The sequence below is a fragment of the Bacillus sp. 1A genome (assembly GCF_052682215.1).
Genome location: NZ_JBQYLZ010000001.1, coordinates 4,717,895 through 4,733,330 on the forward strand (window position 1 = coordinate 4,717,895; position 15,436 = coordinate 4,733,330).

General features: G+C 30.8%; 14 protein-coding genes. 6 read left to right on the forward strand and 8 right to left on the reverse strand.

Going from position 1 to position 15,436, the window contains the following annotated elements; genetic code table 11:
* Positions 1–8 precede the first annotated feature (8 nt).
* The 4 genes from ACUN0F_RS24140 to modA form a co-directional block, all read right to left on the reverse strand.
* Complete coding sequence (locus tag ACUN0F_RS24140; protein WP_001066710.1) at positions 9–923, reverse strand: acetamidase/formamidase family protein; 915 nt, start codon at positions 921–923, stop codon at positions 9–11.
* Positions 924–927: 4 nt separating this feature from the next.
* Complete coding sequence (locus ACUN0F_RS24145) at positions 928–1,647, reverse strand: phosphoribosylaminoimidazolesuccinocarboxamide synthase (RefSeq protein WP_000164571.1); 720 nt, start codon at positions 1,645–1,647, stop codon at positions 928–930.
* 35 nt (positions 1,648–1,682) lie between these two features.
* Positions 1,683–2,486, reverse strand: coding sequence for a Cof-type HAD-IIB family hydrolase (locus ACUN0F_RS24150; RefSeq protein WP_445540313.1), 804 nt, complete (start codon positions 2,484–2,486; stop codon positions 1,683–1,685).
* A gap of 156 nt (positions 2,487–2,642) precedes the next feature.
* Positions 2,643–3,461: a molybdate ABC transporter substrate-binding protein gene (modA, locus tag ACUN0F_RS24155; protein WP_000849077.1), complete on the reverse strand. Its 819-nt coding sequence runs from the start codon at positions 3,459–3,461 to the stop codon at positions 2,643–2,645.
* 1,021 nt (positions 3,462–4,482) lie between these two features.
* On the opposite strand from modA, the gene ACUN0F_RS24160 reads away from it, so the two are divergent.
* The 4 genes from ACUN0F_RS24160 (at position 4,483) to ACUN0F_RS24175 (ending at position 7,918) form a co-directional block, all read left to right on the forward strand.
* Positions 4,483–5,658, forward strand: a complete 1,176-nt coding sequence (locus ACUN0F_RS24160) for an MFS transporter (protein WP_445540314.1) — start codon at positions 4,483–4,485, stop codon at positions 5,656–5,658.
* A 355-nt stretch (positions 5,659–6,013) separates the two neighbouring features.
* Positions 6,014–6,487, forward strand: coding sequence for a YbaK/EbsC family protein (locus ACUN0F_RS24165; protein ID WP_445540315.1), 474 nt, complete (start codon positions 6,014–6,016; stop codon positions 6,485–6,487).
* Between the two features lie 32 nt (positions 6,488–6,519).
* Positions 6,520–7,287: a YqcI/YcgG family protein gene (locus ACUN0F_RS24170; RefSeq protein ID WP_000236657.1), complete on the forward strand. Its 768-nt coding sequence runs from the start codon at positions 6,520–6,522 to the stop codon at positions 7,285–7,287.
* Positions 7,280–7,918, forward strand: coding sequence for a LysE family translocator (locus tag ACUN0F_RS24175; RefSeq protein ID WP_445540316.1), 639 nt, complete (start codon positions 7,280–7,282; stop codon positions 7,916–7,918). The genes ACUN0F_RS24170 and ACUN0F_RS24175 overlap by 8 nt, the downstream gene beginning before the upstream one ends.
* 119 nt (positions 7,919–8,037) lie before the next feature.
* Here the strand turns inward: ACUN0F_RS24175 and ACUN0F_RS24180 are convergent, their stop codons facing one another.
* Positions 8,038–8,811 carry an HAD-IIB family hydrolase gene (locus tag ACUN0F_RS24180; protein WP_445540317.1) on the reverse strand — a complete coding sequence of 258 codons (774 nt, stop codon included), beginning with the start codon at positions 8,809–8,811 and terminating at the stop codon, positions 8,038–8,040.
* Positions 8,812–9,458: 647 nt separating this feature from the next.
* Here ACUN0F_RS24180 and ACUN0F_RS24185 point away from each other — a divergent pair.
* Complete coding sequence (locus ACUN0F_RS24185; protein WP_445540318.1) at positions 9,459–10,664, forward strand: cytochrome P450; 1,206 nt, start codon at positions 9,459–9,461, stop codon at positions 10,662–10,664.
* A 27-nt stretch (positions 10,665–10,691) separates the two neighbouring features.
* Positions 10,692–11,975: an NCS2 family permease gene (locus tag ACUN0F_RS24190; protein ID WP_445540319.1), complete on the forward strand. Its 1,284-nt coding sequence runs from the start codon at positions 10,692–10,694 to the stop codon at positions 11,973–11,975.
* A gap of 131 nt (positions 11,976–12,106) precedes the next feature.
* On the opposite strand, the gene ACUN0F_RS24195 is transcribed toward ACUN0F_RS24190, so the two are convergent.
* The 3 genes from ACUN0F_RS24195 to brnQ all read right to left on the reverse strand — a co-directional run bounded on the left by ACUN0F_RS24195 (position 12,107) and on the right by brnQ (position 15,297).
* A complete protein-coding gene (locus tag ACUN0F_RS24195) occupies positions 12,107–13,054 on the reverse strand; it encodes a substrate-binding domain-containing protein (RefSeq protein ID WP_445540320.1) in 948 nt (315 codons plus the stop codon).
* Between the two features lie 651 nt (positions 13,055–13,705).
* The gene (locus tag ACUN0F_RS24200) at positions 13,706–13,852 is read right to left on the reverse strand and encodes a hypothetical protein (protein ID WP_000750844.1); all 147 of its coding nucleotides are present in this window, start codon (positions 13,850–13,852) and stop codon (positions 13,706–13,708) included.
* 86 nt (positions 13,853–13,938) lie between these two features.
* Complete coding sequence (gene brnQ / locus ACUN0F_RS24205) at positions 13,939–15,297, reverse strand: branched-chain amino acid transport system II carrier protein (RefSeq protein ID WP_445540321.1); 1,359 nt, start codon at positions 15,295–15,297, stop codon at positions 13,939–13,941.
* Between the last annotated feature and the right edge of the window lie 139 nt (positions 15,298–15,436).

The following is a 15,436-nucleotide window of genomic DNA, read 5'->3' on the forward strand; positions in this document are numbered from 1 at the left end:
TTCTTTGTTTACTTTTTAATCAGTACATCTTCTATACGTAAAACTTCAAATGGAATTAACACTCCTACACTTTTAATTCTCCCTGTTAAGTGCCCAATAACAATGTCCGAGGTACATCCCAATAACATGTAGGCATCTGCCTTATTCATATTATTTGCTTGAGCTATTATCTTTGTAGAAGTATCTACGCCCATCTTAACAGCTTCCTCAAATGTCTCCCCAAAGCCAATTATTACAAGTCCTTGTTCTACCTGTAAAATGGGAGTAGGAATATTATTTTCAAATATATTTACATTTATGTGTAAAGTGCCTGATGCCTCTAAAGCAATCCCTGAGGGTTCTCCATTTCCTTGTAAAGCATGTAAGTCACCAGCGTATAATAAACCACCTTCGACAGCTACTGGTAAATAAATTGTTGTTCCTTCAACCAACCAGCGGATATCTAAATTCCCTCCGTATTTACATGTTGCACCATTTCTTGTTCTAAAGGGATCAGCTAGTCCTATCCCTCCCAAGCTAGGTCTAACCTGTAAATCAATTCCCTCAAAATCTATCCTATTATTTTTAATTTCTATTTTCTTATAATTTCGTTCTGTGAATTGACCCTTCAACACTCCTGAAGAACGCGAAATACATGTATATGCATGCTTTGCTAAATGAATATTTTTAATTTTTATAGCTACTGTCATTCCTGGCAATGCTCCATTGATATAAACTGGCCCTGTAAACGGATGATGTTTGCCTTTATTAATTACATTATTTAGTTCCTCTTCATTATCCGTCTCTTGTGAAAATGCATTCATTATTTCCATTGAGATTTCTTGACCTGGATTTACATATAAAACCGGTTCTCTCTCTGGAGATAACTCAAAACTAGCTGTATCAGTTGAGTATTCAATAAAATTCACATCTACATTATTCATCTTATTATTTCATACTCTCTACTGGCATTATACGTTTCAATATTTCTTCATAAGCATGTACCAAGTCCCCTTTGTTGTAACGAAATACATCTTTATCTAGAGATTGGTTTGTTTCTATATCCCAAAGACGCATACCATCTGGAGAAATTTCATCTCCTATTACCAACTCACCTGCTGCATTTCTTCCCATTTCGAACTTAAAATCAACTAATTTTACTCCTCTTTCCAAAAGAAAACCCTTTAAAATAGCATTTAATTCAAAAGCTATCTCTCTTATAACTTCTATTTCTCTTTTAGTAGCAATGCCCATTGCAACAATGTAATCGGAATTCATCATCGGATCGTTTGAATATTTGAGGTCTAATTTTAAAATAGGCTGATTAAAAACTTGTCCATATTGGATAGGATAATTCCTTACAATTGAACCAGCTGCAATATTTCGAGGAATTATCTCCAATTTAATCATATCTAACTTGTTAACTTTCATTCTCCCCATTCCTATATTGGATATATAATGATTAGGTACCCCTTTTTTATGGAGCAACTCAAATATGTGAGAAGAAAATTCACATCTTAGTATTCCAGTTCCTATAATTCGAGCATTTTTATTTTGTGTATAAGAAGATACACTATCCAAAAAGTGCATGATAATTGAATCATTTTCCTCACCATGATACATCGATTTTGATTTACCGCATGTATATAACAAACCATTTTTCGTCATTAGATTCTATCCTTTCCCTTTATAAGTTATAGTCTTTATATAGAAAAAATCCCACGTAAAGTGTGTGCTACACCATCATTTTCATTTGTTGGTGCAATACAATTCGCTCTTAATTGCACATTTTTTTCAGAGTTCCCCATAGCAACCCCCATACCAACTAGTTCTAACATTCCAATATCGTTTTCTGCATCACCAAAGGCCACTATGTTTGAAAGTGGCACACTGTAGTGATTCGCTATCCACTTTACAGCCGCTGCTTTCCCTGCATTTTTACACAAAATTTCTAACCAAACTTTACGGGAGTCAGAAAATGTATAAATTAAGTGTTCTTTGAATTGCTTTTCCAAAATTCTGATAATAAATTCGGTATTTCCCCTAACGATCAACTTAGATAAATGGTCATCTAAAAAAGTAGATGGATATCCTATTGCATGTGGTGGACAACCCGCATCAATCCAACACTGTACATCTTTATCTATTACATCCACCCAAAATTCGTTATTTTTTTCAGCTAAAAAATTTTCAATGCTTTTTTCTTCTCTTAATACTTCAAATAATTTTTTCACTATGGAAATATCAATCATATTAGACGTAAGTATTTCACTTTTTCTATTATCAAAAATTAATGCCCCATTATAACAAATGCTAGGAGTATCAAGTGCTAATTCTTTTAAATATGTTTCTATATCTCTTGGTGCTCTTGCCGTTGCGAGAATAACAGGTATTTTCATTTGATTTAAAGATTGTATAGTCTTTAATGTCCTATTACTAATCTCTTTATTATTGTTTAGCAAAGTACCATCTAAATCACATATGACAACTTCAAACATAGAATTCATTTTAAGTAGCTCCTAAAAAAGAATTAAAACTTCTTTATTTATCTAATTATAGTTAATACTTAATTTGATATTTATAAAACAAGAAAGTATCCACCACTAAATATTTTTTATCTAATGGTGGATACTCTAAGTTTGTACAAAATCTACAATTTATGTTTATGCTGCTTTGTTTAATCCCTGTTTCTGATTTAGCACTGAAAATCCGTATTTTACAAATGCTTCTTTTACTTGGTCCGTTTGAAGATAGTTATAATATTCTGTAGTTTCAACTGGAGACGGTGTCGCTTTAAGAACACCCATTGGATAAATAATAGGATCATGTAAACTAGAATCTGCTGTATCTACTATTTTTACTTGAGGTGAAATGAGCGCATCTGTCTTATATACAAGCCCAGCATCAACTTGCTTCGTTTCGATCAACGACAATACATGTCTTACATCAGTTGCTAATACAAATTTAGGTTTTAAAACTTCATACAGATTCAGCCCTTCAAATACTTGTTTTGCATACATTCCAGCAGGTACTGTTGCAGGATTACCAATAGCTATCTTTTGCACATTATTTGTGTTCAAGTCTGAAAAACTATGCACAATATTTTTTTCGATTGGTGTTGCCAATACTAATTCATTCCCTAAAAAATTAATAGCTTGGCTCGGATTGATATACCCCTTTTCAACTAGAGGAGTGAAATTTTTTTCGGCAGCGGAGATAAATAGATCTGCTGATTGACCTTGCTCAATCATTTGTTGAAGTGAGCCTGAACCACCGTAAGTGAAAGTAAACTTTACATTTCCATGAGTTTTCTCATAATTAGCTGTAACTTCCTCTAAAACATCTTTTAAACTTGCAGCAGCAAATACTTTTATCTCAGTTTTATTAACATTTTCTTCCGCCAGAGCAGGAGAGAATCCTGTAAAAATTGCGAGCATAAAAACAGAAACAGCACATAATAAAAATGATTTAATTGTTTTCATAATTTTTCTCCCTTCTTAATAAAAGACAATAAATAAATTACCTAACAAAAAAGTACTCTTGTATCTCCTCCTTTTACCAAAAGCATTACTTGTACAAAATTTAATTCTCGCAAACAGAACATACCACAACATTCTCACTATAGTTTAAATTCTAATTTTTCTATATTTTCAGATTTAATTTTTGAGAAACATTTGTACAATAATATTCACTCAATTTAAACAAATAAAGTATTGTGGATCCTCATTTTTTTTAAAACAATGTAATAAATGTTTATAAAATAACAACATCACATGTCGAAATATGCGATTTTATTTCATAAGAGAAATTTTTTGCGAAAAAAAAAACTGAAAATACTCAAACTTAATTATATCTAGTTATCTTTTATTATGTTTAGTTATAATTAGTTATACATTAAAATCTGCGAAGAAATATATTCCAATTAAATCAAAAGTATTGTATACTTCTTTTTGTATTTTCAGAATAATAAAAAAGGAGGTGTTACAATTGATTTCATATTAATACGTACTTACATTTACCAACAATAAATTCGAAATAATCAATGTGGAACATAACTTCAAATTAGTATGTTTTTAAAAGAAGTTTATTGGTTGGATAGCCTGTAGAATTTTATACTGGACTAGTTTCATTATAAGAACTACTACCTCCTTTCAGTTAAAAATACAGTCTATAAACATAAACCATTTACTTGTATATTAAATAACTTTCTAATCTATGAAGGAACAAACACAAAAGGCTTCTCTCCAAAATATTACAGTTGAAAATACGCCAGACACTAAGAATTATTTCAAGCATGTGGAAAATCACTAAATATATTATTTTTCCAATTTACAAACCACTAATCATTGGGAGAAAAATTATTTAAACCGCATTATAAAATACACTTAAGAACTGAATATATTAATTTCAAGTACAAGTTGCTACAAGCTAATAAAAAAACGTTCTTAATACAGATCAATCACTACTATAACAATACCAATCTTAATAAAGAGGTGGATAAAAATGAAAACATTTGATAAGTACTGTTCCTTTACTTTCTTTTCATACTTTGCAACATTTGCTATTGTAGTTCCGCTAACCGGCCTTTTTTTAAATCAATTACACTTTGGTAGCAAAGAGATAGGGATAATCCTTGGCATTTCAATTCTAGCCAGAATACTAGGACCATATGTATTCCTAATGATATCAAAACTAAATAGAAATTTAGCAAGCATATACCTTATACAATGCGTTCTCCTTTTAGTCGTTCTGTTTGTTGGTACTCAAGTTAAAAATAGCTTGGCTATAGTTATAGCACTCTCCTTATTAAATATTTTTTGGATATCTATTTTACCCAACATAGAAACAATTTCATTATCAAAATTAAATGGTGACATGAAACGATACTCAACCATTAGAATGTGGGGAAGCATCGGATTTATTTTCTTTTCAGTTTGGGCAAGTCATGCCCTTATTAAATTCGGCCCACTATCTTTTTGGTTTATATTAATATTTTTAGGGTTTATGTTGTTAATTTCCTCTATTCTACTAATTCGCCTTGAACCGATTGAGGTTACGAAAAAAAAATCAAAAAGTATTTTTATTGAAAGAAAACTTTTTCTTTTTTATTCTGTATTTTTCTTATTTGAATTAACACATGCACCTTATTATGGATTCTTTTCTATTAAGTTGTTGGAAAATAATTATACTGGTTTTGCAATAGGTTCATTAATTGCTTTTGCAGTTATATGCGAAATTGTTACTTTCGCTTATGGTCATAGGCTTCTAAAATATATGAATGTTTCATCTATTCTCTTATTGTGTTCTATTTTAGGTATTCTAAGATGGACATTAATAGAACTTTTTGTCGGAAGCATCACTTTATTAGTAATTTCACAGTTAATGCATGCTTTTACCTTTGCTTTATATCACATTTGTGCTATGAACATTTTAAGTTTAAATGCAGACCAAGATTTAATTAGCCAAAGACAAACTACCTACACAGTTCTTACCATGGGTATAGGTGCTGCATTAGGAGCTTACCTGTCCGGCTTGTTCTGGGACGTTAAAATTTTTCAATTCTCATCTTTCATATCAGTTGGAGTTAGTTCACTGGTTATTAGTATAATACTTGTTTTGTTAATAATGAAAAAAGAAGCAAACCAAGCCCTAAATACTCCTACCGAGAGTAATATGTAATTATATAGAGAACAATCCTTGTTGTAACAAGCCTAAGAAAACCACATGCAAAACATTAAATGATACATTTTAATCTTTAAAAACAGATTCTCTTATTCAATACAAAAATATCTTTCTGAATTTTCGAAAATGAAATCATCTCAGAATTTCCGTATTTAAAAGAAAATTTATCAATACCTTTCTACAATGAAAAAGTTTAATATATTAAAAAGGTTCCAATATAACCCTTATATTGAATTTTTTGATACCGAAATCCTATTACTTTATAAGTGCCTTTTCATAAGCCACATTAACAAAAATTAATTTTGAAACAAAAAGTTTCTATGTACTTCATAAATCTTAAAGGAGGATAATTATGTATAATCATGTGATGCAACTATTAGATCAAGCTAATATTTCTTATCAACAATACAAGCATGAACCCAATCTGGATTATGATACAGATAGAGAAATACGAAAAAGATTTAATTTAGAAGGTGTTCCAAGTAAAAGTTTATTTCTAAAAGATAAAACCGGACATAATTATGTACTAGTTACGATTGAAGGCGAGAAATTAGATTCAAAATCAATGAAAGAACTAATTGGCAAGAGGGTTTCAATTTGTTCAGCTGAAGAGTTGATTGAAAAGACTTCCTGTGTCCCCGGTTGTGTAGCCCCTTTCGGATATCAGGATGAGGTTACCCTTATTATAGATAAAAAGATCTATAATTATAATAAATTTCTACTATCTCCAGGCGTACCTGAGTTAACAATTGAGATACACACAGAGGATATCAATAAAATTTTAAATATAGTCAAAAACAACATTTTAATTTATGAAAACAATTAATGATTTTATACTCACAAGAAGGAGAGATTACAGTGGTAATCCAATTAACCAAATCTTATTTGTATAATCAGAATAGAATTCTTGATGAAAAGAACAATGACTTCTTAGAAAACTGGAAAATACACGCTTACAACAGTTTCCACAAAAGTATTATGGATAATTCTAAACCGTTTCCTTGCTATTTTGCAGTAGATTCCGAAAAACATGGTTGGTCCAGATATCTTTTTATTGACTCAGCCTATGATCAAAAAGAGCTGCTAAAGCTTAGAGATGGGATTTATGAATATATAAAGACATATCAGCAAATTGCCAAGCGGACTACGCTAGTGATATTCTTCAAACCCTCAAGTAAGCAATTACTAGCAGAAGAATATAAAAAACAATTTTGGAATGTACTACAATTTTTAATCGAAAATGATCCTGAACCATGGAATCCAGAAATCCCAACAGATCCTTACCATGCTAAATGGGAATTTTGTTTTGCTGGAGAACCTATATTTGTAGTTTGCCGAGCACCTATCTATGCTGAAAGACAAAGCAGATATACAGAGAATGGTCTTGAAATTACCCTTCAACCCCGCGGAACGTTAGATGATATTACAGGTGATACCAAACAAGGAAAACAAGTCCGTAAAGTTATTAGGAAACGTTTATTAGCCTACGATAATATTTCAATGCATCCAGATATAGGTGATTATGGTGCTGAAAATTCACATGAGTGGAAACAGTATATTTTACCTGAAACAAATGAAGAAAGTGTAATGAGATGTCCGATTACAGGTGTAAAAAAACATGATTAGTATGATCTTTAGTTATATATTGTTAGGTGTTTCCCTTTCTGCTCCTGTGGGTCCAATCAATGTGGCTCAAATAAATAAAGGCATTAAAAATGGATTTTGGAGTGCTTGGTTTGTAGGATTAGGCGCTATGTCAGCTGATGTAATTATGATGTTACTCATTTATTTTGGGGTTTCCACTTTTCTAACAACTCCAATTGCTCAACTTTGCATTTGGATTTTCGGTTTTATTACCATGCTTTACTTAGGATATGAAAGTATTAAGGATGCTCCTAAACAAGTACATCATTCTTTAACTGGCGAAAAAGAACATCCTCTAAAATCTTTTTTAGCAGGATTTGCAATTGCAATCTCAAATCCATTAAATATTGTATTTTGGATAGGAATTTACGGTTCTGTTCTTACTAGTGCAATAAATACAATTGGAAAAGAACAAGCACTATGGTATAGTACAGCTATTTTTGCAGGTATTATGCTATGGGATTTATTCATGGCTACATCCATACATTTTGGTAGACGCTTTGTAAACGCTACTGTAATGAAATGGATTTCCATTTCAGCAGGTCTTATTTTAATCTGTTTTGGTATTTACTTTGGCTACCAAGCTGTACTAACAATCCAACAGTTAATTTAAGATAAAGTTAGGAAAATATCCCTTTGGATTTGATCATCCAAAGGGATATTTTTCATTTTACAATATTTAATTATTCCACATCTAATAATTTAAAAATATATTAATGGATTTTTAAACATTTAATTATGACTTAGGCTGTATAATTCAGAAAGTTTCTCTAACCTATTTATGATCTCTATTTCGTATTCTATGTCCATAGGGATGCTTTCTTTAGAGAATGGCGCTAATTCTGGATGATGTCCAACCATTACTGAATATGCAGCATGTTCGAACATACTTATATCATTCGCATCATTTCCAAAAGCCACATATTCCCCTTCTTTGACACCTAATACCTGCAGTGCATTCCATTTGTGAATACCTTTTGGACTAATATCTATTACATTCTCATTTCTATGTTTATGCACAACAACATCTAATAAACTTAGACTCTTCGATAGTTCTTCCATGTCGCTTGCTGTAAGGATTAAAATCTTAACTATCGAATTTAAAGAGGTCACCTTAACAGATTTAGCAAGTTTAGCTGGATCTAGATTATTAAGTATAGAATGATTATCCGGACCAGTATATGAATAATCCCAATCACCGTCAATTAAATAAGTTGCTTGAAAATCATTTATCAAAGCAAGAACCTTTTTTAGTTGCGATTTCTCGAACTCTTTTGAATAAATTAATTTTCCGTTTTGAGAAATTAAAGATCCATTTCCGCCAATCAATGTATATTCGTGAAAGCGCGGATGTATCACAGGTAGCATGTCACGAATAGGTCTTGCAGAAGCAAATATAACTTCGTGACCATTTTTACTAATGTTATCTAAACATGCAAGAATTTTTTCTGAAACTGGTTTTCCCTTAAAACAAATTGTACCATCTAAATCAAAGACAAATTTCAAAATTTGCACTCCCCTTCTTACTTCTCCTAGATTATATAATAACTCAAAAATAAACAAAGTGATTTTACTTTAAGTTACTCACAGCTATTCACTCTACCCAATGCTGATCTATCATCTACCTTCCCCTCTGCTTATCTATAATGTCTTTAAAATAAATCAAACATAAATTTAATAGACTATGTAGATTTTTCAAATTATTAACAAAGAAAACATATCATATCAATTCTATTAATTGCAAAATTATTTTTTTCTTTGTTTTCAGGATAAAAACCTTTTGGGAGCTTTATTTCTTAGTTACAACCCTTGATAGCCTACAATTTAATAAAAGATTTTCACTTCATTAATCATAAAAATTATCATCTTAACAAAAAAATGAAGAATATTCTGAATTGATTAAACAAATATATATCCAGTTATGTTTTGTTATATTTAGTTATGTTTCGTTAAAATAAGTATTGTTTTATATCTAAAATTATTGTTTAATATAATTTAGTTATAACTGGAAAATAGGTCCATATCTATAAATATATATTTTTTAAGCATTTTTTCTCTTTTCTCTTCCAGCAACCAGATCACTCACAATAATATGAAATATCAATTACAAGAAAATTAATATTACAAATAAAAGTGAATCTAGGAGTGACGAAATGACTAACAGTACTATAAAAAAAATCATCGAAGATAGATATAAATTTTATACAGCGGCCTTAGCTACAGAAAATATTATTTGGGATAAAGAACTCAATGCGTGGCTTGTTTTTGATTACACCAATATCACTCAACTATTAAAAGATTCTCGATTAAAGGCTAATCGAAAAAAACAATTCATCGAAAAGCTAGATATACCTGTTCAGTATAAAGATAAACTCTCTAATTTTTACTCTAGATGGTTAATGTATATGGATAATCCTGATCATAAGGAATTGCGTAAACACGTACAAGTACCTATCAATTTAACAAACTCTATTATAGAAGAGTTAGCTAAATCTTCTACACTCAAAGTATTGAATTCTCTGAATAAAGATAATGAATTCATTGACGTTATTAATGAAATAGCTATACCGTTTACAGAAAACACTCTTGCTAATTTATTGGGCCTAGATGTAAACGATTATAAATTAATTCTACAAGAAGCTTTTAAAGCTGTGGATTTCCTTTGGATTCCGGTTCCTAGTTTCGAAGACTCACAAAAAACTGTTCACTCTATTGATAAAACCTATAGCATTATTTCTGAAATTCGTGACCAACAAAGATACGAAAAAAACGGTTTATTCGATTTAATACTGAAAAATGTAGATCAAGTAGAAGATAGTTTAGCCCTAATCGCAAATGTAACAGTAGATGGACATGAACCATTTCTTAGTGCTGTAAAAACATTAATGTATCTTTACATACAAACGCAGAATGATAAATTACCTCATAATAACCCTTACAGTTTACTAACATTAGAAAATATAGTTGAAGAATCTTTAAGAATGGAATGCCCTTTTCCCTATTGTGCACGTGTTGCTAATGAAGATATACCTTTAGAAGATAAACTCATTAATAAAGGTGATAGAATTATTTTGTTTATCTCTTCTGGAAATAGAGATCAGAGTAAATATGAAAACCCAAATGAATGCCAAAAACGATCAAACACCCCTCCAATCTTAAGTTTTGGAGTTGGTTCTCATTACTGTGCCGGTGCAAATCTAACAAGAAAATCACTAAAAGTATTTTTAAATACCATACAACCTTTTATAGAAGATAAGTCACTTATTATTGACGATCTAGAATGGAACGATACTTTTGGATTTAGAACAATTTCAACTTTGAAAGTCACAATAAAAACGAAGTATCCAGTTAATGTATAAAAAATTTGAACAGAGGAGACTTATGTCATGACAGAATGGATTTATACTCACTTTAATATGACACACTACAATACAACCATAAAAAAAGAATTACTAGCTGCTCTAACAAGTTTCTTCACTGTTTCTTATATAGTGATTGTAAATGCCTCCATATTAAGGGACGCAGGGATTAGTACAGAGGCATCTGTAGTAGCCACTACTCTAACATGCTTTTTAGGTTGCCTTATAATAGGTTTTTGGGCAAATTCCCCTCTCGTAATTATCCCTGGAATGGGAGAAAATATATTCTTTTCCTATACAATTGTTCAATCTTTAGGACTAAATTGGCAGGAAGCTTTAGGCGTCGTATTATTATCAGGCATTATTTTCACACTGATTACATTTACACCTTTTTCTAGACTTTTAATCAACTCTATTCCACACTCCTTAAAAAATGCTATTACTGTAGGGATTGGCCTATTTTTGACCTTTATCGGACTTCAGAAAGGTGGACTTATTACAGATTCTTCTGTAACAATAATTGGATTGGATAACCTATTTAAAGCAAATACATTACTTACAATTTTTACTCTGGCATTAGCCGTAATCCTTTTTATTTATAATATCAGAGGTGGATTTTTAATCGTTATAGGAATTAGTACATTGGTTGCAGCCCTTTGTGGCATAACAAAATTAGATCCTTCCTATAATATGGGGTCTTTATATGAGCATTACCCAGCTGTGTTTAATGCTTTTTCTTTTGCACAAGTAAAAAACGCCTCCTTTTGGACAGCTACCTTTTCTTTAACAATGATTCTATTATTTCAAAATCTAGGAACCATACAAAGTTTTGAAAATGACAATAAACGTTTCAATCGAGCTTATCAGGCAACCGGGATGTCTAACATTTTTGCTGGGGTTTTTGGTACTAGTTCTACTGTAGCTGGTTTAGAAAGTGCTGTGGGAATAGCGGCTGGTGCAAAAACTGGTTTATCCTCTATTTTTGTTGGCTTACTATTTCTCATCTCATTTTTCTTTATGCCTTTTATAAAAATGATTCCAGATGGAGCCGTTGCACCTATACTAATTATTATTGGAAGTTTAATGTTAAAAAGCATAAAAGAGATTGATTTTGATGATTTCTCTGAATATTTCCCTGCTTTTCTAACAATTATTATGATCCCACTAACTTACAATATAGCTGACGGTATAGCTTTTGGTTTTATATTTTATCCAATAATAAAACTTCTAACTGGAAAAAGAAAAGAATTAAACAAAACCATTTGTGTTATCGGTCTATTATTCTTATTAAACTACTTACTATCTTATTAATTAGTAATTCTTTACACATAGAAAAAGACTGCTTTATAAAGCAGTCTTTTTCTATGTGTAAATCCCATCTATAAACAGATAACAAGCTTTTTATATCTCATTATTATAAATAAAAAAGATATTAAATCTACCTAAAAAGATTCGTATATCGTGTTTCCTGTCAATGTTAAATCATATCCTCCAATAGACTCTAGTTCCTGTTTAAAATCTGTTGAATGCAGTATTTCTTTAATCTCATTAATGATTTTAACATTACTTTCATTTTTTAAGATAATAAGATCATACTGTTCTTTTATTAATGGAACGAATTCAACCTTTGTTATATTGGCTACATTTTCAATCCCTATTCCCACATCCGCTTTATTCATAGCTACGCTAGTTGCAATACTAAAATGGCTATTTTCTTCGTAATCATAACCTTTAATCTTTGTTCTATGTATATTATGAATACGTAACTGTTCATCTAATAAAACGCGTATACCCGCTCCAACTTCTCTATTCACTATCTTTACATCTTCTCTACATAAATCTTCCCAAGTTTTGATATTCTTTGGATTACCTTTTTGTACATAAAATCCTACATTTCTTAAAAGTAAATTAAAAATTATATACTGGGAATTTGTTAAAATTCTTTTAGTGTAGGGAATGTTATATTCTTTAGTATCACCATCAAATAGATGTAGACTGACTATACTTCCTTCACCTTTATACAAACGAATCAAACTTGTAAGACTTCCATCATAAGCTCTTAGCATTCTTTTTCCCATACTACTCTCCATATATTTCCCTAGTATGTCCAATGCCATATCTTGCCCACTAATTACAATTACATTCGTTAAATTATGTTTTTTAGATAATTGAGCGGAATTTTTTAGGCTCCCTGTTTTACTTTGCTCTATGTATTTTTGTAGATCTTCTACATCAATTCGAACTTGCCTACCTATTCGATAAGATGGCAGTTCCCCTCTTTTGATAAGTTCATAAACAGTTAATTTAGATATTTTCAACTTCTTCGCAGCTTCTTCTGCTGTATATGACTCGTTCAAAGTTTCATTCCCCCAATCTCTTAAATTTATCATATAACATTTGTCTGTATTTTTCCAAGAAGTATATTTGCTGCAAAGTAAAATACACCTAAATTAATTTTTTATACACTGAACCATTTCTTTCTTCTATCATGAACTGATTACATACTTGATTTTCATAAAAAATGCTGTTCTATAGTTTTTCTCATTGTTTTTCCCCATAAAAAAAATATTTTAAAACTTCTCTTCACACGTAGTTAATTAAAACTTTAACGCCCTATATTTAGGGACTTTATTTAATCTCAAATGAAGTTTTCATTAAGATACCTATAATTTATTTCTCAACATAATACACCTAGAACTTCCATTCATTAAATGGTAATATATAGACATCTCAATTACGCTATTTCTTGTAGCTAGAGCTTGTTTCAGGGACAGGCTCTTTTTTTATTTTCTATATAAAGATCTAATAAAGAAATCTTAAATTAGCAACTGGTACTCTCCTTCAAATTTCCATTTAATATTTAATTTAATATTTAATTTAATATTTAACCTAATAATTAAAAATCATTCTGTAACCATAGAACTCTAACCTTTACTAATTCTTCAAGATCCCCTTAAATTCCATTTTGAAATTGCAAAAAAGCATAACGTAAAGTTATGCTTTTTCCCATATAATCTTATATTATTTTAAGTGTACATCTTTCATGTATCGTGTATAACTTTGTTGTAGAATGAACAACCTTCTTGTAAAGAATACAACTTTGTTGTCACTTCACAATTTTCATAAAAACGTATCGTACTATCTATATCTCGAACTGCGATGCCGATATGATCAATTGTTTTTTTCATTATATTTCCCCTACTACTTTATTTTTTCTATCCTTATCAATAGTAACAAAAAAAGTTATAGAAACAAATTCTATAACTTTTTTCATTTAACTTATTTTCTTATTCGTACTAGCTGCTGATCGAACTTGATTTTTTGCTTTCATAATGCTAATGCCGTATCCGATCAATCCACCAATAAGTGCTGGTAAAATCCAACCCAATCCAACTTCATGCATTGGAAGTAACTTAGTAAGAATATCGTTCACTACTGCTAATTTCATACCAGCTGCATTTAATCCATCAAACATACTTACAATAAATGTTACTAATAAGCTGCCTTGATACACTTCTGCTCGTCCTTTAAATAATGGATGAAGTAGTGTTAGGAAAATTAATACGATTGCTAATGGATAAATTGCGATTAATACTGGAACAGAAATTGCGATTAATTGTGTTAAACCTACATTCGCAACAACTGCACTGAACACTGATAATACAATTGCAATCTTCTTATATGAAATCCTCGGGAATAGCTTATGGAAAAATGAAGAACACGCTGAGACTAGTCCAACACTAGTAGTTAAACATGCTGCTATAACCATAATCCCTAATATAATTCCGCCGTATGCCCCGAAATAATAGTTTGAAACTTTTGCTAATACTGCACCACCGTTATCTAAATGACCAAGTTTTGCAACACTTGAAGCTCCCATAAATGAAAGTGCTGAATAGATTATTGCTAAAATAGATGCAGCAATCAATGTTGCTTTTGCACAAACAATCATAATATCTTTTTTTGTTTTTGCACCCTTTTCTTTAATCGCATTTATGATGATAATACCAAATACGAATGATGCTAACGTATCCATTGTTAAGTAACCTTCTTGGAACCCTTTAAAGAATGCATGTGATGTATACGCCTCTGCAGGTGCTTGCATTTCTCCCATTGGATGAATAAAAGCAAATACTACTAAAATTCCAATGAACGTTAATTTAATTGGCGTTAAGATTTTTCCTACAATATCGACAATTTTCGCGGGATTTAGCGAAAAAAAACAAGTAATGCTAAAGAATACAATTGTAAAAAGAATAAGTGCTGTAGAACTGAAATCTTCTGGCACGAACGGCTTAATACCAATTTCATAAGAAACGCTGCCTGTTCTCGGAATAGCGAATAACGGACCAATTGCTAAATATAAAACTGTTGTAAATACAATTCCGAATACTGGATGCACACGGCTTGCTAACGATTGTAAATCCTCTTTACCTGAAATACCAAATGCTAATACTCCTAGCAACGGTAAACCTACACCTGTTACTAAAAATCCAGCGTTAGCAATCCATACATTCTCTCCTGCCGATTGACCAAGCATTGCCGGGAATATTAAATTTCCTGCTCCAAAAAATAGTGCGAATAACATTAAACCAATAACTACTATGAACGAAAACGGTACTTTATTCGTCATAATATAACCTCCATTCCAATCCTTTTATCTCATTTCCATTTTTAACTAATTGAATTTTCTGAATTTTCAATTCAACTATTAACTATTCTTGAACTCATTATAGTTTGCTATATAATATTTTGCAATACTATTTTCAAAC